The organism is Pararhizobium sp. IMCC21322, assembly GCF_030758295.1.
GTDB lineage: Bacteria > Pseudomonadota > Alphaproteobacteria > Rhizobiales.
The window spans coordinates 1531998-1554459 of the sequence record NZ_CP132335.1 but is presented as its reverse complement, the minus strand read 5'-3'; the positions used below and the strand labels follow the sequence as shown (position 1 = coordinate 1554459).

General features: G+C 54.1%; 18 protein-coding genes and 1 pseudogene. 6 read left to right on the top strand and 13 right to left on the bottom strand.

The window, feature by feature from the left end; all coding sequences use genetic code 11:
* Positions 1 to 12 precede the first annotated feature (12 nt).
* Positions 13 to 759, top strand: a pseudogene (locus RAL91_RS07515) (SulP family inorganic anion transporter); the annotation flags it as partial.
* A gap of 148 nt (positions 760 to 907) precedes the next feature.
* Here RAL91_RS07515 and RAL91_RS07510 read toward each other — a convergent pair.
* The 5 genes from RAL91_RS07510 to RAL91_RS07490 form a co-directional block, all read right to left on the bottom strand.
* Entirely contained in the window at positions 908 to 3106 is a 2199-nt protein-coding gene (locus RAL91_RS07510) for a TRAP transporter fused permease subunit (RefSeq protein ID WP_306261064.1), read from the bottom strand.
* Between the two features lie 75 nt (positions 3107 to 3181).
* Positions 3182 to 4180 (bottom strand): TAXI family TRAP transporter solute-binding subunit, encoded by a 999-nt coding sequence (locus RAL91_RS07505; RefSeq protein WP_306261062.1) that lies wholly within the window; start codon positions 4178 to 4180, stop codon positions 3182 to 3184.
* A gap of 124 nt (positions 4181 to 4304) precedes the next feature.
* Positions 4305 to 5645, bottom strand: a complete 1341-nt coding sequence (locus RAL91_RS07500; RefSeq protein ID WP_306261060.1) for a sigma-54 dependent transcriptional regulator — start codon at positions 5643 to 5645, stop codon at positions 4305 to 4307.
* Positions 5635 to 7380, bottom strand: coding sequence for an ATP-binding protein (locus RAL91_RS07495; protein WP_306261059.1), 1746 nt, complete (start codon positions 7378 to 7380; stop codon positions 5635 to 5637). The genes RAL91_RS07500 and RAL91_RS07495 overlap by 11 nt, the downstream gene beginning before the upstream one ends.
* A 140-nt stretch (positions 7381 to 7520) precedes the next feature.
* Positions 7521 to 8531, bottom strand: coding sequence for a GlxA family transcriptional regulator (locus tag RAL91_RS07490; RefSeq protein ID WP_306261058.1), 1011 nt, complete (start codon positions 8529 to 8531; stop codon positions 7521 to 7523).
* A 139-nt stretch (positions 8532 to 8670) separates the two neighbouring features.
* Between RAL91_RS07490 and RAL91_RS07485 the strand changes: the two genes are divergently transcribed.
* From RAL91_RS07485 to RAL91_RS07475, 3 genes are all read left to right on the top strand, one after another.
* Complete coding sequence (locus RAL91_RS07485) at positions 8671 to 9753, top strand: methyltransferase domain-containing protein (protein ID WP_306261056.1); 1083 nt, start codon at positions 8671 to 8673, stop codon at positions 9751 to 9753.
* A 266-nt stretch (positions 9754 to 10019) separates the two neighbouring features.
* Positions 10020 to 11258, top strand: a complete 1239-nt coding sequence (locus tag RAL91_RS07480; protein WP_306261054.1) for an NAD(P)/FAD-dependent oxidoreductase — start codon at positions 10020 to 10022, stop codon at positions 11256 to 11258.
* Positions 11259 to 11282: 24 nt separating this feature from the next.
* Complete coding sequence (locus RAL91_RS07475) at positions 11283 to 11837, top strand: hypothetical protein (RefSeq protein WP_306261052.1); 555 nt, start codon at positions 11283 to 11285, stop codon at positions 11835 to 11837.
* Positions 11838 to 12039: 202 nt separating this feature from the next.
* Here the strand turns inward: RAL91_RS07475 and RAL91_RS07470 are convergent, their stop codons facing one another.
* Both RAL91_RS07470 and RAL91_RS07465 read right to left on the bottom strand, forming a co-directional pair.
* Positions 12040 to 12813 (bottom strand): nuclear transport factor 2 family protein, encoded by a 774-nt coding sequence (locus RAL91_RS07470; RefSeq protein ID WP_306261050.1) that lies wholly within the window; start codon positions 12811 to 12813, stop codon positions 12040 to 12042.
* A gap of 72 nt (positions 12814 to 12885) precedes the next feature.
* Entirely contained in the window at positions 12886 to 13725 is an 840-nt protein-coding gene (locus RAL91_RS07465; protein ID WP_306261048.1) for a nuclear transport factor 2 family protein, read from the bottom strand.
* A gap of 108 nt (positions 13726 to 13833) precedes the next feature.
* Here RAL91_RS07465 and RAL91_RS07460 point away from each other — a divergent pair, with 108 nt between their 5' ends.
* On the top strand, positions 13834 to 14742 hold the full coding sequence (locus RAL91_RS07460) for a LysR family transcriptional regulator (RefSeq protein ID WP_306261046.1): 909 nt from the start codon (positions 13834 to 13836) through the stop codon (positions 14740 to 14742).
* Between the two features lie 104 nt (positions 14743 to 14846).
* The gene (locus RAL91_RS07455; protein WP_306261044.1) at positions 14847 to 15599 is read left to right on the top strand and encodes an SDR family oxidoreductase; all 753 of its coding nucleotides are present in this window, start codon (positions 14847 to 14849) and stop codon (positions 15597 to 15599) included.
* Between the two features lie 104 nt (positions 15600 to 15703).
* Here RAL91_RS07455 and guaD read toward each other — a convergent pair whose 3' ends face one another.
* From guaD to RAL91_RS07425, 6 genes are all read right to left on the bottom strand, one after another.
* The gene (gene guaD / locus RAL91_RS07450) at positions 15704 to 17065 is read right to left on the bottom strand and encodes a guanine deaminase (RefSeq protein WP_306261042.1); all 1362 of its coding nucleotides are present in this window, start codon (positions 17063 to 17065) and stop codon (positions 15704 to 15706) included.
* Positions 17066 to 17127: 62 nt separating this feature from the next.
* Complete coding sequence (locus tag RAL91_RS07445; protein WP_306261040.1) at positions 17128 to 18216, bottom strand: BMP family ABC transporter substrate-binding protein; 1089 nt, start codon at positions 18214 to 18216, stop codon at positions 17128 to 17130.
* Positions 18217 to 18264: 48 nt separating this feature from the next.
* Entirely contained in the window at positions 18265 to 19188 is a 924-nt protein-coding gene (locus tag RAL91_RS07440) for an ABC transporter permease (protein WP_306261039.1), read from the bottom strand.
* Positions 19185 to 20279 (bottom strand): ABC transporter permease, encoded by a 1095-nt coding sequence (locus RAL91_RS07435; RefSeq protein WP_306261038.1) that lies wholly within the window; start codon positions 20277 to 20279, stop codon positions 19185 to 19187. The genes RAL91_RS07440 and RAL91_RS07435 overlap by 4 nt, the downstream gene beginning before the upstream one ends.
* Positions 20272 to 21813: an ABC transporter ATP-binding protein gene (locus tag RAL91_RS07430; protein WP_306261036.1), complete on the bottom strand. Its 1542-nt coding sequence runs from the start codon at positions 21811 to 21813 to the stop codon at positions 20272 to 20274. Before RAL91_RS07430 ends, RAL91_RS07435 begins: the two co-directional genes overlap by 8 nt.
* Positions 21810 to 22460 (bottom strand): glutathione S-transferase family protein, encoded by a 651-nt coding sequence (locus tag RAL91_RS07425; RefSeq protein WP_306262842.1) that lies wholly within the window; start codon positions 22458 to 22460, stop codon positions 21810 to 21812. Before RAL91_RS07425 ends, RAL91_RS07430 begins: the two co-directional genes overlap by 4 nt.
* Positions 22461 to 22462: the final 2 nt, after the last annotated feature.

Below are 22462 nucleotides of genomic sequence, written 5' to 3'. Positions count from 1 at the left end.
TGGACCCTAGTAACTCTTGCCATTGCGCTTGTAACACTCATCTTGATTGTGTTTCTGCGACGAGTAGCTCCGCGCTTTCCCGGTCTCATCGTGGCCGTTGGGTTTGGCTCTGCTCTCGTGGCCTTCGTTTCCTTGCCCGTCGACACCCTGGGCTCTCGCTTTGGCGAACTTCCAAGCCAACTACCTTGGCCTCAACTGCCTCACCTTTCACCAACTCGGATCATTGAGCTTCTTCCCTCAGCTTTCATCATTGCTTTCTTGGCTGCTGTTGAATCGCTTCTATCGGCCATGGTCGCTGACAAAATGATTGGGGGAAAACACAGACCAAATGCGGAGCTAACAGCTCAAGGTATCGCAAATATCGCCTCGGCACTGTTCACGGGTCTTCCCGCAACAGGCGCGATTGCGCGAACTGCCACCAATATCAAGGCAGGCGGCAAAACACCTGTAGCGGGAATTGTTCATGCGGCTGTTATTTTGCTGGTGATGTTGCTCGCCGCTCCACTAGCAAGCTATTTGGCAATGCCTGCACTTGCCGCACTTCTCATTGTTACTGCGTGGAATATGACTGAGCCACACAAATGGGGTGAATACGCTCGCGGCAGGAAAAGTGATATCCTGCTTTTACTTCTCACACTCGTTTTGACCGTTCTTGTCGATTTGACTGTGGCCATTGGTGTTGGCGTGTCGGTTGGCCTTGCTCTGCGTTTGAGCCGCCGCAAATCTGTTGAAAGCGATTGGATACCTCCCGACAGATAAGAGCGTTGCGAAACCGATGGTTTTTGCAACAGCTTTTGCAGGGCAACAACACCAACCATTTAGGTGTCGCAAATGGTGGTCGCAAAACTCATTGGCGCTGTCGCTAAGGGCTCGAAGCGGACCAAGGGTTTGCAGACATTAGAGTTTGCTACACAGGAGATATACTCGGCTCAGATCGGTCAAGTTTATGACGCATGGCGCGCGCCGAAAGCACCACTGCCATCACTACGATGCCTGCACCAAGAATGTTCAAAGGCAGGTTTAGCGGCCAGAACGACCCAATCCCCCCGATAATCAGCAGACTTCCTGTCAGCAAATTCAAGGGGCCTTCCGCGTGAAGCTGAATCAGAGCATTCACTGCATACATGCCGAACAGCCCGAACAAGCCAATTTGCATGATCTGCAACCAGTCGCCTGATATCAGCGGCGTGTAGGCAAACATCAACGGAACAATGTAGAGGCCCTTGGCAATTTTCCACGACTGGAACCCGGTCTCCATCGGTTTCGAACCGGCGATCCCCGCGGCTGCGAATGCGGCCAGGCAGACAGGTGGTGTGACGTTGCTGTCCTGGCTGAGCCAGAAGATAATCAGATGTGCGGTCAGAAGAAAAACCGCCTGCTGAGTTGGATCCACCAGAAGCGGACGCACGGTAATGGCAAGTTCAAACGGCATTGCGCCAAGAAGAGCAACAGCCTCCTCACGCGTCATGCCGTCGGCCACCTTGGCAACATGCGGACTATCAACCAATGCAAAAATGGCTGACTTGGCTGGATCGGCAATCCCCGAGATCAGTTGCTCGACAATAATTGTATCGGCCAAAATTCCGGCAAGGGCGGGCGCTGTCAGGATGGCGAGGATGATATAGGCCGCTGTAACAGGAAGGCCCATGCCGAGGACCAGCGATGCCAACCCGATCAGCAATATCGCCAAGACAATAGAGCCTTGTGACCATTGGGCGATCATCAATGAGAACCCGTTGCCGATGCCGCTTGTAACAATGGCATTGTTCATGATGCCAATGGCCACCAGAAGAATTCCCGTCATGATGGCAGTACGCATACCGATCAACAATGCGTCAGCAATCTGGCGTGGCCCCATGACCACTGGCTCAAACCCGGACTGCTTTATGATTGCTGCGAGCAGACTTGTGCCCCATGAGACGATAATGAGCGAGGCAATGGCCCAGGAAGCTGCATAGGCGGGCGTGACACCGCTCATCAGAAACCAGATCATCACCGTGAGTGGTATGACAAAGACCAGACCACCAGAGAGTAACTTTCCCTTGTTCACGACCAGATCGATATCCTGACCGACCTGATGCTTGACGGCTTCTATACGGACAATGAAAGCGACAGACAGAAAATACAGAATGGCCGGCATCACCGATACGGACACGATGGTCGAGTAAGGTATCGACGTATAGCTTGCCATCACGAAAGCTCCTGCGCCCATGATAGGCGGCATGAGCTGCCCGCCGGTCGATGCAGCGGCCTCAACGCCTGCTGCAAATTTTGGGCGGAACCCATTGGCCTTCATCAAGGGAATCGTGATCACCCCGGTAGAGGCCGTGTTGGCAATTGCAGACCCGCTGATGGTTCCGGTCAGGGCCGACGATAGAACAGCGACAAAAGCCGCACCGCCACGAATGCGGCCAGCAACCACTTTCGATACTTCGATCACGAAATTGCTGGCACCGGAGGCAACAAGGAACCCGCCGAAGATCATGAACAGGGTAATGTTGACAGATGAAATGCTGGCAAGAATGCCGAACATGCCCTCGTCATTATAAAGCGTACGGAACAGCACATCGTTTGCGGGCAGGCTTGCGGCGCGGAAAACACCGGGCAAATGTGAACCCAGAAACAGAATGTAGGACAGTGACAGCATGATCAAAATGGGAATGACCCATCCTGATACGCGGCGGGACAGATCCAGTGCTGCAAAAATGAGCAGCCCTCCGGCTAACCAGTCAATGAGGTTGAATTGCCAGGCCTGCCCGGTGACAGCCAGAGACCGCTCGTAAAGTGAGCTTTCGGAAGCGGCAACCCAAAGCGCTGCAGCGGCGACAAACGAACCATATATGACGTTCAAAGTGGTATTGAGTTTTGTGGCTTTCTGCCTGGAAACAAGCGGCACGGTGACTGCGGCGAGGAAGGCGAAGCCCGCGAAATGGATCGCGTTTTGCCACAGACCCGGTTCGTTCAGATAGACATTGGTGACAACATGCCAAATTCCGAAAACAATTGCGAAAAGACAGACAAATCCGCGTAACGGACTGCCATCAATGTCTTTGAGAGACAGCCAGACAGACTGATCAGTCGTTTCGGTTGTTGTAGAATCGCTCATGATGCCCTCGCAACGTCACAAAAAAGGGGAGCGGAACCAAATTCCAGCTCCCCCAGACCGTCCTGTTTCAGGACATTATTTGGCCATCAGACGATCAGGAACATCCAGACCGATTTCTGTGTAGTAACGTGCGGCACCGGGATGCAATGCAACCGGCAAACCAGCCATAGCCTTTTCGACCGACATGGCTTTTGTTGCCGGATGAATGGCAGTCAGGAAGCCAAGATTTTCAAACATGGTCTTGGTGAGCTGGTAGACATGCTCTTCGTCCACATCTGCATTAACTGCCAGGAAGTTTGGTTGAGCAATCGTGTTCACGTCCTTGTCCTGGCCAGGATAAGTACCGGCTTCAATGACAAAACGTGTCCACAGATTGCGGTCACCATCCATCATTTTCGCCTGTTCGTCAGTGACATCAAGAATGACAAATTTGCCTTCTTTGGCAGCCATCAGCTTGGTGATTGCTCCGGTAGGCGGGCCAGACGGAATGCCAGCGGCAACCGCTTGCCCATTCGCCATTGCATCAACGGTTGGACCATAACCTGCATGGATCAGCGTAAAGTCTGTCTCAACATCGAGACCAAGTCCCGAAAGCAGCACAGTGTTGGAGCCAATCGTGCCAGAATTTTGCTTGCCCATCCCAACGGATTTGCCTTTCAGCGCAACAAGGTCTTCGACAGTGCCGCTTTTGACCAAGTCAGCAGCAATGACGAACTGTTCGACATTCTGCCAGAGCATGCTCACCGAGCGGATATTCTGCTGTGGTTCCGAAACGGGGCCGGTACCGGTTGCCGCATAGGAACCGTAAAGGCCTTGCAGAATAGCAAAATCAGCAGTGCCTGCGCCCAAGGCCTGAACATTGGCACCGGAGCCTGCTGAGTTCACAGCAGTCAGGCTAAATTTCTGACTTGGCAAAAGCTTCACTTTCGACAAAGTCGAAATGGCCGTGCCAACAGGGTGATAGGTTCCGCCAGTTGAAGCGGTGTTCAAAATATAATCTTTGGATTCGGCAAGAACTGCCGTGGTGGATAGCGCAAGCATTGCACCAGCCACAAAAGTGGTGAGTTTTTTCATCGGGTAATCCTCCATGATGCGCCGCCTCCACGGCACGTTTCTGCAACGTAGAGGACAGCGCCAAGCGGTCGCTATGAAGGAAATTGCGCAAATCGCAATAAAGGGTCTGCGGATTTCCGCAGGCTCAGGACTCCAGAAGCGTGGATTTTTCAATACCAAGTTTTACGATCTTCTCATTCAGTGTTCGGCGGCCAATTCCCAATGCATCAGCAACATCATCCATTCGCCCGCCCTGTGAAGTCAGTGCTTTTCCAATCAGTTCCCGCTCAAAGGCTGCCACAGCTTCACGCAAGGTTTCCGGTGCGGAAACTTCATTAGCCGGATACAGCAACAACTCACGCACAGACACATCACCGCGCCGCGCGGCCAAAACATGACGTTCACAAAGGCTACGCAATTCACGCACATTTCCGGGCCAGTCATGCGCTAGAAGAATTGCGGTATCGTCAGATGTTTGATGCGGAATGCCGGTTTCATAGATTGCGGCAAAAACCCCAAGATAATGGCGATACAGCAATGGAACGTCGTCGAGTCGCTCACGCAACGGTGGCAGATTGAGAATAATTGTATTGAGGCGAAAGAACAGGTCCTCCCGAAATTCGCCTGCGTCTACCGCCATTTGCAATTTGTCGTTCGCTGCTGACACGATGCGAATGTCGGCTTGCCTGGTTGTGGCAGAGCCCAAAGGCGCAAACTCTTTGGTTTCAATAAACCGCAGCAATTTGGCCTGCGCTTCCAGCGGAATAGCGCCAAGCTCATCAATGAACAATGTGCCTCCCTCAGCCTGTGCAAACACGCCTGATGACTGGCCTTCAATTCCAAACACCATTTCCTCAAACCGCAACACAGGAATTGCCGCACAATTAATGGCGATAAAGGGCTCGGCCGCACGCGGTCCAAGATCATGCAGCGCCCGCGCAACAAGTTCTTTTCCCGTGCCGGTCTCGCCGAGCAGCATGACGTTTGGTTGTGTGGCAGCAAGATCAACGATCTCGGTGCGTAGCGCAGTGATTTGTTCGGTGTCACCGATCATGATCCGGTCAAGACCGGACAACTCGGTAAGTCTTTCAGTCAATCTGGCCGTTTTTTGAGACAATCGATGCCGCAGCGCTGCATTTTCTAACAGTTTCAGCAACCGTCGCGGATCAAACGGCTTTTCCAGAAAGCTGTAAGCGCCGTTGTGAATTGCCTCTACTGCCATCGCGATATCGCCATGGGCTGTCATGAGCACCAATGGGATGTCGCTTGTTTCCTGAAGTTGCGCCTGCAATTCGATGCCTGTCACGCCCGGCATACGCACATCGCAAAGCAGTACGTCTGTATTCTGAGCCAATAATTGTGCTTCAACATTCTGGGCGCGCGACAGGCTGGAAACTTCGAACCCGGCTTTGGTCAACAGATGCGTGAGCGACTCTCGCATTTCCCGGTCGTCATCAATCACTAAAATGCGGTAGTCATTGGCCATCGATACGCTCGCTTTTATGTGTTGCCAGAGGCAGGCTGATTCTGAACTTCGCGCCCCCTTCTGGAATATTTTCAGCTGTCAGAGTGCCATCATGCTCGCTGATGATCGCTGAGGAAATCGACAGCCCCAAGCCCATACCATCGCCGGATGCGCGTGTCGTATGGAATGGTTCCTGCATGATCTCCAAATTTCGGGCACCAAAACCGGAACCATTGTCTGCAACTTCGATGTGGGCGCGACCTTCACTTTCAAACGCTGTGATTGAAAGTTTTGTTGCCGCGGTTTCCTGCAATGAGGAGAGACTGTTTTTGACCAGGTTTACCAACACCTGCTCAAGCCTTAACCGGTTGCCTTTAACGCCCATATTCTTGGTTAGAATATCAACTGTCAGATCGACATTTTGAAAGTCGATGTCATGTTGGGTAAGTTCCAGACAATCGGAAATCACGTCTTCGACCGTGACAACATCAAACGCCTCATCGCCCGGCTTGGTGAAAAATCGCAATTGCCGAGTGATGTTCTCCATTCGGCTGACAACGCCAACCAGCTTGTTGAGTGTCGGCAGGCTGGCAGTATCGTTGCTGAGTTCTTCCGCCGTCAGATAGTTTCGCAATGCCGAGATGGGCTGTCCCAGTTCATGCACCACTGATGCTGATAATTGTCCCAATGCTGCCAGTTTACTGGCGCGAGCTAATTCTGCTTGTGCGCTTTCAAGCTGGCGGTTTGCGTGCACCAGTTCCTGGCGATCTGACTGCGAAGCAACCAGCGCTGCCTGTATCCGTTTTGAACGCAAATAGGCAGCAAACCCCATCAGCAATGCAATCAATGACCCAAATATCGAAGTTGCCAAAATTGTTCGCTCGTAAGCGCGCGCGCCATTCAGCAAATAGTGGATTTTCCAGTCCAGAAAGGCTGCATCCGTGCTTGCCAATGTATAGGTATTTCCAAGCAACTCGACGGAGGCTGGTCCCTCTTTTTTCCAGGACAGGGGCACCACATTCACATTCCCAAACTGCTTGCTGAGCCGGATCGCTTCCAGCTGTTGCGGTTCGAGATGATTGATCGTCTTGTAAAGCCACGTCCGATCGGATGCGAGTACGACGATCCCATCAGCGTTCGTTGCCAGGACGGCTTCATCTGCCTCCTCCCAACTCTTTTGCAGTTCGCTGGCATCCAGCTTGATCGCAATAATTCCAATCGTGCTGCCGTCCACCGCCCGCACTGGCTCTGAAACAAAATAACCGGGCCGGCCTGTTGTGGCACCAACACCAAAAAAATTGCCGCGGCCACCGGCAGCTGCGGCTTTGAAATAAGGCCTGAACCCGTAATTCTTGCCCAGGAAAGATGGGGTCTTATCGTAGTTGGAAGCCGAGATAACCAGGCCGCTCAAATCCATCAGATAGATGGCTTCCAGTTCAGCTTCTCTTGCAAAGGCCGATAGTCTGCGGTTCAGCCGGGTATTGGGTTTTCCACCCAAAACTTCCCGAACGGTCGCATCCCGTGCAAGCACAAAAGGCAGATGCTGAAAGCGACTGAGGGTTTCGTTCAATGAGCGTTCAAAAAGGCTCAGCCTGCTTTGGGCCGTTTCTTGATCCAATGAGCGGAAATACGTCTGGGATACGAAGAACACCAGCGCACTGGCGCCTAACGCCATTGCAATGAGTATGATCGCAATGCTTTTGCGGCCGAAGAGGCGGGAATCGGGAGCCAGAGCGACTCTATTTTGGGCGGACATATCTTTCCCAACTTGTTGTTTGGGAGGTATACCGGATTATCCTTCCCCAGTTCAAACGCGCCCCGCTGTTAATGTCACATTACCCTGCGGATGTCCGCAGGGTGGCGGGATTTCGATATGATGATCAACATTGAAACAAATTATCCTGCCGTCGGTGCAAGCGCCCGCCACTTCTTGCGATATGCGGAAGCGGAAATGCCTACGCGCTTGCGGAATGCCGATCGGAAACTGGAAGGTTCCGTGTAGCCAACTTCGGTAGAGATATCGTCGATCGGCATCTCGGTCGTTTCCAGTAATTGCTTGGCTTCTTCGATACGCAATGTCTGAACGTAGTCGGCGGGTGCCTGTCCGGTCGCACGTTTGAACCTGCGGTGGAAGCCGCGATCGGTCAATTGGCTGCTCCGCGCCATTGCCGCAACAGGGCTGGAAACGTTGTAATGCTCAGCAGCCCAAATCTGGGACGCGGCTACGAGTTGGTCCTCATGTTGACGGCACGCTGTCAGCGACGCGTAAGTCAGCTGGCCGTCAGCATGAGGCTCGATCAGATAGATTTTCGCGATCCGCCGGGCCACATCTGCCCCCGCAAAGCGCCCGATCAAATATAGCATGAGGTCGGCCCAGGCCGAAGCACCTCCGGCCGTGACAACCCGGTGGCCCTCACCTGTCGGGACAAGAATTCGTTCTCGGCACACTTTGACTTCCGGGAAATTCCGCCCGAGCATATCAGCATATCCCCAATGGGTTGTCGCCTCGTTTCCGTCAAGAGCACCAGCCGCGCCCAGCAGAAGCGAACCGGAGCATACAGATGTAACCATTGCGCCGCGCGCATATGCATCGCGAATCCAGTCAACCACCGGAGCAAACTCCTCCGGAAGCCCGCCCGCAGGATCCAGATGCAAGTCGGGTACAATGATGAGATCGGGTGTTGGAAGTTCATTGAGGGCAGCATCCGGGGTAATTTTACGCCCATTGATGTCCCAGTAAGGCGCTGCGTCGTGCGTTCTCAGACTGACTGAAAAGTACGGTTCCAGCGACGGGAGTCCGTGCAGAGCTTCCCAATCCCGTCCGACAGATGCCAGCACATCAAGAATTGAAAACAGCGTCGACGTGCCTGCAAAACGACTGCCGATTACAACCGTATCTATATTCATTCCCCCTCCAATACCCCTAATACGGTCCGATAATCACCGGTTTATTCCAATACCATCATATTTCTTTGCACCTGAATAGTCCATTGCCTTCCCGAACACAGCAGGAGATTTCTCCGCTCAAGAACAAAAGGGAATGACAATGAACATTCAACATCACAAATCAATCTTCGACGATGCAAAAGCGGAAGCGTTCGCTGTACGATTTGTCGGAACGCTTTCGGAAGCTGCTCTGGCGATCATGACGTCGCTGGGTCACCGCGTTGGCTTGTTCGACGCGCTTGCCGCCAATCCCGGGCTCACATCCGACGCTCTTGCCAATGCAATCGATGTAAATGCGCGTTACTTGCGCGAATGGCTTGGCGTCATGGTGACCTCAGGAGTGGTCGAGTACGCACCATCTGATCGCAGCTTCACATTGCCGCCAGAACATGCCGCCTTCCTGACCCGCGCGGCAGCGCCCAATAACATGGCGACCACCGCCCAGTTCATCGGCGTCGCAGCCTCGGTCGAAGATGCCATGATCGACAGATTTCGTGCCGGGGGCGGGCTCTGCTACGAGCATTTTGACCGGTTTCATGAAGTGATGGCAGAGGACAGCGCACAGCTTGTTGTGGCAAGCCTTACCGACGCAATTCTGCCAATTGTTCCCGAACTGATTGATCGCCTGAAGACAGGTATTGATGTCGCTGATGTCGGTTGTGGTGGCGGGTTGGCCATGCTGCATCTTGCCGAAGCATTTCCGAACAGCCGCTTCGTCGGATTTGATCTCTGTCCGGATGCCTTTGCTTCTGCAAAGGCTGAGGCGCGGGACAAGAGGCTGCTGAATTTGCAATTCGTAGAGTGTAACCTGTCGACCGGTCACGCCATTGGCAGTTTCGATCTCGTGACCGCGTTTGATGCTGTGCACGACCAGAAAGACCCTCAAGGTCTGCTTAATCTGGTTCGCAGTTCCCTGAATGATGGGGGCGTCTTCCTGATGCAGGATATTGGCGGCTCACGCGATCTTGAGAAAAACATCGGCAATCCCTTTGCACCGCTGCTCTACACGATCTCCAGCATGCATTGCACGCCGATTTCAATCGGTCAGGGCGGGCCGGGTCTTGGCGCCATGTGGGGTGTCGAGACTGCCCAGGAGTTTCTGGCACTGGCCGGGTTCGGGCAAATCGATACACACCGCCTGCCGCACGACCCGATCAACGCCTACTTCGTCGCCCGCGACTGAACCACTTCCAACAAAGGATAGATCCCATGGGTCTGATATTGAATCACGACCAAATACCGAGCCCTGCACGCAGACGTATCGGCGGTTTCATGACTTGGCTGATGGCCCGACACCACGTTTGGAAAAGGCAGCGGCGAGACAAGCTGGCTGTGTCACATCTTTCTGAACAAACACTCAAGGACATTGGACTGGTGGAGCACGCATATGTGCGGCGCAACAGCGACCGCTGGCCCAAGCTCTAACGCATGACGCTGAAAGGACATCTCATGCAAACGACCCAAGAAAATGAAACACTGGTGATTGGGGCCGGTCTGTCCGGCCTCGCCACTGCTCGGGCCCTGAAAAAACGAGGACTCTCGGTAACTATTCTGGAAGCACAGAACAGAGTGGCCGAGCCATGGCGTAACCGCCATCCGGCCCTGCGGCTCAACATACACCGGCACTTCGTGCGGCTCCCGGGACAGGAAGCACCGCGTGAAGATGGCCCATTTCTCAAACGCGACACGGTCGTGGCTCATCTGGAACGCTATGCGACGCACCTGGATGTGCCAATCCGGTTCGGCGCCCGGGTAACCGGGATTGAGCGGAGTCCGACAGGCTGGCAGGTGACGACGACGGCCGGGATTTTTCTGGCGGCTCATGTCGTTTTTGCGACCGGGCGGGACAGTAACCCCTATTCGCCCGACTGGCCGGGCCGGGAGACATTCGAAGGCGAACTCCTCCATGCTGCCGATCTGGGTGATGCATCCCGGTTTGATGGCAAACGCGTGCTTGTTGTGGGCGCGGGAAACTCCGGATCAGACGTCCTGAACCATCTGGCACGGCATCGCCCGGCAGAGGTGCTCATTTCCGTCCGGCACGGCCCGGCGGTGGTACCGACGCGCATATTCGGATTGCCTCTGCACCGGCTGGCGCGGGTTTTTGCAGCGCTGCCTCTTGCGATCGTCGACCCCGCTTTTCGGATCACCCAGCGCCTTTTCTTGGGCAATCTTGAGCGATACGGGCTCAAAAGCCATCCCGACGGCAGCGGCACGCGGCTCGTGCGCGATGGCGTGGCGTTCGCAATCGACGATGGTTATATCGCGGAGCTGAAGTCCGGACGGTTCCGGGTCGTTTCCGGCGTCGAGCGTTTCGAGCGAACCCGTATCCATCTGACCGACGGTACTTCGTTCCACCCGGATGTTGTGATCGCAGCGACCGGCTACCGTAATGGGCTTGCACCCTTGCTGGCGCACCTTGGTGCGCTCGATGAAAGCGGCCAGCCAAGGCACCCGATGGGTGAAAGTGACCCGGATAATCCCGGCCTTTGGTTTACCGGTTTCCGGCCCATTTTTACCGGCTATTTCGATGCGGCGGGAATCGCAGCGGACCGCATTGCCAACGGTGTTGCGGCCGCCCTGCATGGAACCGTTACTGAATACCCGTCAAACAAACACGACCCTTCATTGCGAAGGGCTGTACCCAGGCGAGCCGCGACACTTGACGCGCCCGCACCCACTTCCTGACTTCAAATAAAAGGACCTAGACAGATGAAACTCAATAAAACTCTGGCTGTTGCAATTATAGCCTGTATGCCATTCACCGCCTTTGCCGACGACCCACGCGCAGAATTCGACGTGGCAGAGGATATCTCACGCTTCGTTTTTGCTCCCGCGCCTGTTTTCGATGATGGCATGCCTGCCTATGGCAACCCATTCGTCACACAGGGTTATATATATCCTGCAGGCACGCTGGAAGGCGGTGTCGAAGGCACATTGCCAAATGGTGATCCGGCCTTTCCTGACCTCGTCATCGGCGAGTGGACTTGTGACGGGTTCTTCGTGGGAGATGGCATGCGCACTGAAACCGGCGCCATCGTGATGACCCGGCAAATCTATCGCTTTGATGATGGCGACCTGCTGATAAGCCATGGCCCTGAACTGGCGGATATTGGCACGACCATCACACGAGCTGTTACCGGCGGAACGGGCGACTATGCGGGTGGCCCCCACACGCTGAACCAAACGCTGCTTGGTATGAGTGAAGGCTACGGCGTGCGGCTGCAGATCGAACTGGGGCAGGAAGACGCCACCACAGGAGGTTAGTCCACATTTGATCGCCGTCCACAACGGGAGCCCACATTTGATCGCATGACCATACGGGCATGCGGGACAGAACTGAGTTCGCCGAACGGTTGAGCTGACATGAAAGAAAGGCCTCGTATGTACGGGGCCTTTTCTGTTTGGACGGACGCACTATGTGAAAAGCAAGCTCAACAGTCGCGCAGGTTAATCTTTATACTCTGAATCAAAACTTTCCCGAATTTGCCCATTCATGGCGCGGCGGGACCGGTTCTGAATTGTCCCAATGCTCAACAATTTTATCATTTTCGACACGGAACAGATCGACCTGGCAAAGGTCCTGCTCATCCCACGAGGCGCGGTTCAATGTGGCGACGAAATTGCCTTCTGCCACGCAAAGAAAACATTCCTGATATCGAAGCGAGGAGGCTTCCTGTGCAAACTTCTCAACGAATGCATCAAGGCCATCGCCGATATCGCTATTGTGCTGAGCATAATTCTGGGTATCGATGAAGTCGGCCATCCTGTCGATGTGACGCTCAATGAGACATGAATTGATAAAGTCGAGCACCAGAGCTTTGTTGGCTGAAGTTCTGTCCAAATCAGTTACATCTGTGACGCCGTCTGTCTGGCTGCGCCCCGATGGATTGTTGGGCTTTACCGGCGCAATGACATCCCAATGCTCAACAATTTTTCCATTCTCATCTGAATCGAAGAAATCGGTGGTCAACCATTCAGCTTCGCCATTGTTGATGTTCTGATAGGCCTGAAGAAACACATTCGGACCATCCTGAAGCGCTCTTACGATGTTGATTTCACGTATGGGATTGCGCTCGATGAAGGGTTCAAAAAATGCGATAAACCCGTCCCTGCCATCTGCAACGCCAGTGGAATGCTGTGTGTATCGGTCACCCGTATAAGCTTCAACAGCCTTGCGCGGCTCTCCTTTCAGGATGCCTTCCATGTAGAGATTTATGGCATTTTGTTTTGCGGTGTTCATTGGGTTCCTCATATCTGTAATTTCAGGTCAGGCATGAAGCCAGGCAACGCGAGATCGTCCAGCCTCGGCGCTTTAGAATTTACCCGGATAGCCGGCCGGAAGGTCACCCGAAGGCATATCAGCGATCACATCCCAATGCTCTACAATCAAGCCGTCTTCCAGTCGGAACAGATCAAAATACGCTGTGGGCGCATCACCAAAGACACCTACGGATGCAGCCATGACGAAATTACCTTCGGCTACCAAAAGGTGGCGTTGCTTGTAGTAGAAATCGATCTTGTTTTCGGCCAGATACTGCATGAATGCACTCAGGCCTTCAAAGCCATCGCCAGCAGAACTGTTGTGCTGAATATAGGTTGTGGGCGAAATGAACTTTGTAAAGTCAAGCTGCTCGCGCTCTATGAGCGCGCGGGAAATGAAGTCCTCAACGAGTGCCTTATTGGCTTCTGTCTTGTCCTGGTCAACGATCTGTGTTGCTCCATCGGTTTGCGTGTGCCCTGAGACATTGGGCGCAGCGACAGGGGCCAGATTGTCCCAATGTTCAACGATTTTACCATCCTTGTTGAAACGGAAAACATCGAACGCCACGAGAGGCACAGGACCAAACCCTGTGTAAGTCGTGTGGCTGGCAACCAGGTCCCCTTCCCCAATGATGCGGTGAATCTCGACATCGCCCTTAGGGCCTTTCGACAGCTGCTCGACAAGACCGCGCAAGGGTGCCACGCCAGATGGCGCAATCGGATTGTGCTGGATGTATGGATCTGCAAAATATTTATCCACAGCTGCAACATCATGCTCTGCGAATGCGCCCGTCAATGCCGATTTGACAGAAGCCTTGTTCGTCTCAACATCTGCAAATGCCACGGAGGCAAAGGCGGAGATGCAAGCGGCGGCGATAAGTAGCTTTTTCACGACGGTTTCCTCTGGATGGAATGAATGCGGTCAATCTAGAGGAAGCGTTTTTATTTGACTTCATGCGTATTATTGAAATCATTGTCCGATCAAATCGTAAGGTGAACTATGATCGATGAACTGCGCAGCATGGCAATTTTCGCAACAGTCGTTGAAACGGGCAGCTTCAGCGCAGCGGGTCGCAGGTTACATCTCGGCACGTCCGTCGTCAGCTACCATGTAAGTGAACTGGAAAAACGGCTCGGTGTGACGCTGCTCTACAGATCCACCCGTGCCTTATCGATGACGCATGAAGGCGAGCGACTTTTGGAGGCTGCACAACGGATGATCTCAGCCGCAGCTGACGGATTGGATATGATTGCTGATCTAAGCGCAGAGCCTTCGGGTGCGCTTCATCTTACTGCACCTGCATTTCTTCAAAACAGCCCTTATGAGGCCGCCATATGGAGTTTTGCCGCGCGATACACCAACGTAGCAATAACATTGCGCAGTTCCGATAAAGTTGTCGATATTATTGGAGAGGGCTGGGACCTGGCGATCCGCATTGGTCGGTTAAAGGATTCAACTCTGAAAGCGCGCCGGCTGGGAGATTTCGAGCGCCGCCTTGTGGCCTCACCTGCCTATTTGGCAAGCGTTGAAACAATCAAAACACCAAAAGACCTGCAACACCGAGACTTCGTGTCGATTGAGATGGTGCCCGACACAGAGACCATGAGCTACAAAGACAAACAGCAGACCGTGTCTCACGATCAGATACGGATCAGGGTCGACTCGGTCAGAGCGGCCCGGTCGGCGGTGTTAGCCGGACTGGGTTTACAGAGTTTGCCACTCACGGAAATCGCTGATGACATGCAACAGGGCAGATTGGTTCATGTCCTGCCAAATTGGAGCCTCGAGAAACTGGGTGTCTTCGCCGTCTGGCCAGAGACCGGTCCGCGCAGTGCGCTGACCAGACGCTTGCTGGAGCATATCAAGACCTCAATTTCCGCTGAGAAAGTCTCTCTCAATCCACTTTGAGTGGATGGCCTGTCTGGAATCAATTTCGGTCGCACAAGAATCGGGTGGCTCGGGTCAGCAATGCTCGCCAAAACGTCTCCAGCAATTTCATGCAAGGAGACAAAATGCTGTTGGAAAACAAGATTGTTATTATCACAGGCGCAAGTAGTGGAATCGGAGCTGCTGCGGCCAAGTTATTTGCGAATGAAGGGGCAAAGCTCGTGCTCGGTGCGCGACGCTCGGAGCTTCTTGAAAACGTCACGGATGATATTTGCGGCAAAGGAGGCGAGGCTGTCTTTCTTGCTGGTGATGTGGAAGATGGCCACTATGCCGCTGAACTGGTGTTGCTTGCCGAGAAGACATTTGGACGACTTGATGGCGCTTTCAACAATGCCGGGACAACAGGTGATATGGGGCCAATTCCGGACATGGCGGACGACACTTGGCATAAGGTGATATCCGTCAATCTGAACAGTGGGTTTCATGCAGCCAAACACCAAATCCCGGCCATGCGGAAACATGGCGGTGGCTCCATAGTTTTCACCTCATCATTCGTTGGCCACACGATTGGCCTGCCTGGTATGGGGGCCTATGCTGCCGCCAAAGCGGGGCTGATCGGTTTGACTCAGGTTCTCGCAGTTGAGCACGGAACAGACAAGATTCGCGTCAACGCGCTGTTGCCGGGCGGAACCAAAACCCAGATGGCTGGCGATCATCCCGGCACCCACGATTGGATCAGCGGGCTGCATGCGCTGAAACGAATGGCAGACCCGTCCGAAATCGCACAGGCTGCATTGTTTCTGATCTCTGATCAGGCGTCCTTTGTAACAGGCAGTGCCATGATTGCGGATGGCGGGAACTCGATCAATAAAACCTGATCGATCAGGAAGACGAACAAAGCTCTTGCTGCTGGAGACATCAGCAAGAGCGCAGCCATGCCTGACTGCGCTCGCTGGTGGATTGTTACCCAGTTTTATAAAGTTCAGGCCTGCTGATGAACCGTCCTGCCCGCAACCCACGTTGTAGAAATGTTGGCACGGGTTGCGCCATTTATGATTTTTTGCAGAATGTCGTCCTGACTATCCATGGTTTCGTCAATGGAAATCGAGGCAGCTTGATTGTCTGCATCGACCAGAATGGCGTCCAGCTTGCAGCCCTTTGCAAAGCGGCCAACCGGAATATCCAGAACATCTGCGCCGCCTGCCGTTGCCAGATGAAAGGCTTCGCGGAAGCTGATGCGGCTGTCAGATGTGCCGCGCTGGTCGCCGCTTTGGCTGGGGTCTACGCCCTCTTCCAGATTGCGAGAGGCTGAGATGGCGTGGCGGCATGAATCCAGCATGGAGGCGCTGGGGCCGCCCGAAATATCTGTGCCCAATCCGACGCGCACCGATTTTTCCAACGCCCTCCGCAGGGGAAAGACTGCGTTTGAGAAGTAGACGTTGGAAAGCGGGCAATGGGCAACGCCGGAGCCGCGACTGTGGATCAAATCCATGGCGTCATCACTCAGAAAATTGCTGTGAGCCAACACGGTATGGCGACCAAGAAGGCCAAAATTATCAAGTGCCTCGGTGTCCGTTTTGCCGGTGCGTTCCAGCACATAGGCATGTTCCCAATCGCTTTCAGAACAATGGGTTTGTACATGGCAGCCATAGTCTGCGGCCATCTGACCGAGGCCCGACAGAACAGCATCGGTGCAGCTTGGAATGAAGCGCGGCGTGATGACCGGGCGGATCAACCCTGCATCATTGCCCGGCATGGACAGAACATAATCGACAAAGGCGCGGGTGCCATCCAGTGCTGCAGCCGCATCCGCATCGCGGTAGAAATCCGGACATTGATCTTCATTGTCCATGGCTACTTTGCCGATGAAAGCGCGCTGTCCCAAATTCAGACAAATGTCTGCCAGCGTTCGGGTTGCGTCCTGATGAATGGTGGCGAAATAAACAGCGCTGGTGGTGCCATGAGCAAGCAAAGATGATACCAGATCGCCATAGATCCGCTCAGCAAAGACGTTGTCCTTATAACGCGCTTCCAGCGGAAAAGTGTGTTTCTGCAGCCAGACTTCCAATGGCACATCCAGTGCTTTGCCCAGTTGCGGCCATTGCGGTGCGTGAATGTGCAAATCGACAAACCCCGGCAGCAGATATTGTCGCTTTGCCGTTTTAACCAGATTGTCAGTCGCTAATGCGGTTTCATAATATGGGTCGCTAGGCTTCAGTACAGAGCTGATTGTGCCGTCATGATCAATGGTGATCAAGGCATCTTTGATGATCTCCACCGAGCCAAGCTCAGGCGCATGCATCAAAGTGGTTTGCAGGGTCTTGCCCTTCAGATCATCCATCATTTCGATGCTTTCTTTGAAAAAACACCGCGCACGCAACGCGCGCGGTGTTGGAGCTACGTCGCTTAGTTCGGTAGTTTGGTCTCAACACCGGCAACCAGCCAGTCGATACCACGCATGGCGCCATCATCAATGCTCTCACCGGCAGCGATTTTTTCGCTTCCATCCTGTGCTGTAATCGGCCCCGACATGGGATGGAATGAACCGGCAGCGATTTCATCCATGACACTTTGAATGTCGGCTTTCTGCTCTGCAGACAGATCATCATTCAGTGACGCTAGGCCGACAGCGTCATCAGCCATGCCGCCCCAATAGGCCGTGCCTTCAAATGTTCCATCAAGGGCAGCTTTTACCTGCTTAACAAAGTGTGGGCCCCAATCAATGGTCATGGAAGCCAGCAGCTTTGTTGGCGCATATTTCTTCATGTCAGACGAGGTGTTGACCACATAGACGCCCTCTTCCTCGGCCACGGATACAACAGACGGTGTATCCTGATAGAGCGAGAAGATCACATCGGCGGACTGGGCGATCAGAGATTTGGCTGATTCCTGAGCCTTGGATGGGTTGAACCATGAATTCAGCCAGACCACTTTCACCGTGATGTCAGGATTGGTTCTCTGTGCGCCCAGCGTAAAGGTATTGATGATGCCGACCACTTCGGGAATGGCGTAAGCGGCAACAACACCCAGCGTGTTGGTTTCGCTGGCATACCCTGCCGCCATGCCAGCGACATAGGCGCTTTCATAATTGCGGGTCTGGAAATTACCGAAGTTCGCGGCTGTCTTGTAGCCACTGGCGTGAATGAAGTTGATATCCGGCTTTTGCGCAGCCAGCTTCAGACCGTCATTCATATAGCCAAAAGATCCGATCATAATCATACCGGCACCAGTGGACGCCATCTGGTTCATGATGCGCGCGGCATCAGGACCTTCGGGAACGTTTTCGACCACAACTGTTTCAATCTGATCGCCAAACATGGCTTCGAGCTTCTTGCGGCCTTCATCCAATTGATAGGCCCAGCCCACATCACCAACCGGCGATGGATAGACGAAGCCAATTTTCAGTTTCTCGGCTGCACTTGCAGCACCTGCAATCATGGCTGTTGCAATCGTGGCCGCAGCCAAGTGCCTCATGGTTTTTCTTATTAATTTCATGCCTGTCTCCTGTTTTAAATTTCTAAGGTTTTGGTTTTGAAAATCGGGTCATCCGTTTGGCCGGTAGGTCTGGCCAAGGCTCATAGGGCTGTTGAGCTGGATGAGTGTCGGGTTTCTGGAAATCACCACCAGAACAATAATGGTGACGATATAGGGTGATGCGGACAGCAATTGCGATGGGACATTCAGCCCCAGCCCCTGGATGGATAATTCCAAAAGAGAAATCGCACCGAACAAATAGGCCCCGAGCGTGACACGCGGCACAATCCAGGTTCCAAACACTACCAGGGCAACCACAATCCAGCCGCGTCCTGCGACCATGCCATCAGCCCATAAAGGCGTGTAAGCGATGGACAGATAAGCCCCGCCAATGCCTGCCATCGCGCCGCCAAACAGGACACACGCTGTACGGATCAGCGCAACCGGATAACCCAGTGAATGCGCAGATTGTGGGGATTCGCCGACCGCGCGAATGATAAGACCCAGCTTGGTCCGCTGCAGCACAAACCAGACGGCAAACGCCGCGGCGATGGCCAGATAAACCATGACGTCGTGGGCAAACAGCACCGGGCCGATTACGGGAATGTCACCCAGAACGCCGAAGGGCAGTTTTGGCATCGGGGCCACTGTTGTGCCTTCATAATTCTTGCCGATACCCGCAGAAACACCGAGGCCCAGAATGCCTATTGCCAGCCCAGCGGCCACCTGATTGGCGAGAAAGACGATGCTGAGCGTTGCGAAAACGCCCGATAGCAAAAGCGCGGCCAACCCTCCAACAAGCAGGCCCAAAGCGTGGGACCCGGTTATGGCAACCGTAACAAAACCCGCGGCAGCGCCAACGGCCATCATGCCTTCAACACCCAGATTGAGCATGCCGGATTTCTCAGCAACAAGTTCTCCCATGGCGGCCAGCAAAAGCGGGACCGTTGCTGCCAGCGTTCCGGCCAGAATGAAGATAATTGTTGCAGTCATTCTGCGGCCTCCGCCGTCAGGACAGCATCAGGTTTGCGCAGGCGCAGTCGATGGGTCAGCAGGAGAGAACTTGCCAGATAGAAAGTCAACAACAGGCCCTGAAAAATGTCGGTCACAGCACTTGGCAGACCAACAGACAGCCGAGCGAAATCTCCGCCGACATGGATCAACGCCATCAACAGACTGGAAAACACAATGCCGATGGGGTGCAGGCCACCCAGAAAAGCAACGATGATTGCGCTAAACCCGTAACCCGGTGAAACAGTTCGTTGCAGCATGCCAAGGGGGCCAGCCACTTCTCCGACACCTGCAATGCCTGCCGCTGCGCCGCCAATCAGAAGCGCCAGCCAGATGGCGCGCTTTTCGCCAAAGCCGGCATAGCGTGCTGCATGAGGGGCCAGACCACCAACCACCAGCTTGTAGCCCATCAAGCTGCGCTGCATGAAGACCCAGGCGACAACCGACACCACGAGAGCAATGATGAGCGAAGCATTGACGCGCGTGTTTTCGATGAGAATTGGGAACGTCGCGGCTGCCGAAAAGGTAATCGATTGTGGGAAGTTAAAGCCTTCCGGATCACGCAACGGGCCAGTGACAAGATAGTACAGGATTTGCAGCGCAATGCTGGACAACATGAAGGTGACCAGAATTTCGTTGGCGTTGTAGCGCGTGCGCAACCAGGCCGCGATGCCCGCCCAGCCCATGCCGCCAAGAGCGCCTGCCAGAACCATGCCCGGCAGCAACAGGGATGAGGTTGACCCATCGAAGCGGATGGCAACGACAGAGGCGAGAATGGCCCCAATGATCAACTGACCTTCAGCGCCGATGTTCCAGACGCGGGCGCGAAAGCCGATGGCAAGACCCTGCGCAATCAACAGGAAAGGTCCTAATTTGAGAAGGATTTCGCCAATGCCATAACTGGTCAGCAGCGGTTCAATAAAAATCGCATGAAAGCCCGCAATGGGCGATTTGCCATAGATTAGAAACAGGCCCGAGCCCGCAATGATGGTGAGGCAGACTGCCAGCATGGACACCATAAATGGCGCAAAGACAGATCGCTCGGTGCGGGGTTCCAGATAAATATTACGCATGTTCAACCACGCTGGCGCTGGCTGGTGTTTCAAGACGCTCGAAATCACCGGTCATGGCAAGGCCGATATCTTCGACATTGGTGCTTTGCGTTTTGATGGCTGGTGACAGGCGGCCCCGGAACATGACATGCAGCCTGTCGCTGATTTCGAACAGCTCTTCCAGTTCTTCCGACACGACCAGAATGGCAACGCCTTCATCGCGCAGATCGATGAGCTTCTGACGAATGGCTGCCGCCGCGCCAACATCGACACCCCATGTGGGTTGCGAGACAATCAGCACTTTGGGCTTTAGCGAAATTTCCCGACCTACAATGAATTTCTGCAGATTACCGCCGGACAGGCTTTGCGCGGTCGCATTTGGCCCGCCGCACCGCACATCAAAGGCGTCAATTGTTTCAGAGGAGAATTGCTTCATGCCGCCCAAATTCAGAAATCCGTATTTGGCAAGGCCCGACCCGAAGCCGGTCAGCAAACTGTTTTCGCTCAGATCGTGCTCTGGAACTGCGCCGCGACCCAGCCGTTCTTCCGGCACGAAATGCAGGCCAAGCTCGCGCCGATCCATCGGGCCAGTTGCGCCCAGTTCGGCACCATTCAAACGAATGTTTGCAGCCATCGCATCCGGCAGCTTGGTTTCACCTGACAACAACCCAACGAGCGTGTTCTGGCCATTGCCTGAGACGCCCGCAATGCCAAGAATTTCACCTTCACGCAGTGTCAGGGCGACATTTTCCATCGGCGTCGCAAATATATCGTCTGGCACATAACTGAGTTCGGAAACGGTAAGACGAACCTTGCCTTCAGCGTTGCTGCCGCGTTTTTCCGCATGCGGTAGGTCGCGACCAATCATCATGCGCGCCAGGGATTTGCTGGTTTCCTCGCGCGGCACCGCAGTTCCGGTTACCTTGCCATGGCGCAGCACAGTGGCGACATCACATAATTCTCGAATTTCATCCAGCTTGTGGGAAATGAACAGAATGCCAATGCCCTCGCTCGCCAGTTTCTTCAGGGTCCTGAAGAGATCGCTGACGCCTTGCGGTGGCAGGACAGATGTGGGCTCGTCCATGATGATGAGTTTTGGCTCCTGCAACATGCAGCGCAAAATTTCAACGCGCTGGCGCTCTCCCACAGAAAGAGACTGCACACGCATTTCCGGCTCAACATCCAGACCAAACCGCTCGCTGGCAGCCTTGATGCGCGGCGTGATGCTTTTGACCGAACCCTTCATGGCCAGCGCAATATTTTCCGCCACTGTCAGCGTATCAAACAGGGAAAAGTGTTGGAACACCATGCCGATGCCCAACGCCCTTGCATGGGCAGGATTTTTGATCCGGGTGGCGGTCCCCAGCCATTCCAGCGTTCCAGCATCAGGTGCGGTCACGCCATAGATGATTTTCATCAATGTCGATTTACCCGCGCCGTTTTCTCCCAGAACCGCGTGAATCTCTCCGGGCATGACAGTCAGATCAATCGCGTCATTGGCAACCACGGCAGGGTAGGTTTTGGAAATGCCTGTGAGTTTCAGCAGCGCTGTCATCCGGCATCCTCGTCGCGCATATCATGGAGACGATGAATGCCGGGCATTTCTATGAAACCAGGCAACCGCCGAATGGCAATCAGCCATTTGCGGATCGCAGGATAATCATCATGTTCTATGCCGCCATCAGGTGCCAGCGCTGTATAGGGGAAGCAGGCAATGTCGGCGATGGTCGGCTTGGAGCCGATCAGAAATGCCTCACCACGCAAGCCCTGTTCTGTGAGATGAGCTTCCAATTCGCGCAAGGCTTTGTGCGCGCCTTTGCGGGCAGCATCGATATCAAGCGAACGGCCCAGCATGTCATGCAATCGGGCAGCACCGGCTGTATCCGTGAGCCGACCGGCAAAGGCAAGCCACTGCAAGATGCGGCCAGTCGCTACGGGATCGTTGTTTGGATACCACTGATCCGTAGCATCAAATTTGTGTGCAACGTAAGCGAGAATGGCTTGAGTATCACACAAGGTCACATCACCATCGACCAGTACCGGCAGGGTTCCAGCTGGATTGATTTCCAGAAAATCCGGTTTTTTGTGCTCGCCACCTGGATGAAAATCGATGGAGATTGACTGGTAGTCGAGGCCCAACAAAGCCATGAAAAGCCGCGCCTTGTAAGCGCTGCCAGACAGAACATAATCGTAAAGCTGCAATC

Bases quoted from the DNA above. Each gene is read 5' to 3' on its own strand.
- RAL91_RS07460 (WP_306261046.1), top strand. From the start codon at position 13,834: ATGATCGATGAACTGCGCAGCATGGCAATTTTCGCAACAGTCGTTGAA.
- RAL91_RS07435 (WP_306261038.1), bottom strand. From the start codon at position 20,279: ATGCGTAATATTTATCTGGAACCCCGCACCGAGCGATCTGTCTTTGCG.
- RAL91_RS07510 (WP_306261064.1), bottom strand. From the start codon at position 3,106: ATGAGCGATTCTACAACAACCGAAACGACTGATCAGTCTGTCTGGCTG.
- RAL91_RS07445 (WP_306261040.1), bottom strand. From the start codon at position 18,216: ATGAAATTAATAAGAAAAACCATGAGGCACTTGGCTGCGGCCACGATT.
- RAL91_RS07500 (WP_306261060.1), bottom strand. From the start codon at position 5,645: ATGGCCAATGACTACCGCATTTTAGTGATTGATGACGACCGGGAAATG.
- RAL91_RS07505 (WP_306261062.1), bottom strand. From the start codon at position 4,180: ATGAAAAAACTCACCACTTTTGTGGCTGGTGCAATGCTTGCGCTATCC.
- RAL91_RS07455 (WP_306261044.1), top strand. From the start codon at position 14,847: ATGCTGTTGGAAAACAAGATTGTTATTATCACAGGCGCAAGTAGTGGA.
- RAL91_RS07475 (WP_306261052.1), top strand. From the start codon at position 11,283: ATGAAACTCAATAAAACTCTGGCTGTTGCAATTATAGCCTGTATGCCA.
- guaD (WP_306261042.1), bottom strand. From the start codon at position 17,065: ATGATGGATGATCTGAAGGGCAAGACCCTGCAAACCACTTTGATGCAT.
- RAL91_RS07430 (WP_306261036.1), bottom strand. From the start codon at position 21,813: ATGACAGCGCTGCTGAAACTCACAGGCATTTCCAAAACCTACCCTGCC.
- RAL91_RS07470 (WP_306261050.1), bottom strand. From the start codon at position 12,813: ATGAACACCGCAAAACAAAATGCCATAAATCTCTACATGGAAGGCATC.
- RAL91_RS07485 (WP_306261056.1), top strand. From the start codon at position 8,671: ATGAACATTCAACATCACAAATCAATCTTCGACGATGCAAAAGCGGAA.
- RAL91_RS07440 (WP_306261039.1), bottom strand. From the start codon at position 19,188: ATGACTGCAACAATTATCTTCATTCTGGCCGGAACGCTGGCAGCAACG.
- RAL91_RS07480 (WP_306261054.1), top strand. From the start codon at position 10,020: ATGCAAACGACCCAAGAAAATGAAACACTGGTGATTGGGGCCGGTCTG.
- RAL91_RS07490 (WP_306261058.1), bottom strand. From the start codon at position 8,531: ATGAATATAGATACGGTTGTAATCGGCAGTCGTTTTGCAGGCACGTCG.
- RAL91_RS07495 (WP_306261059.1), bottom strand. From the start codon at position 7,380: ATGTCCGCCCAAAATAGAGTCGCTCTGGCTCCCGATTCCCGCCTCTTC.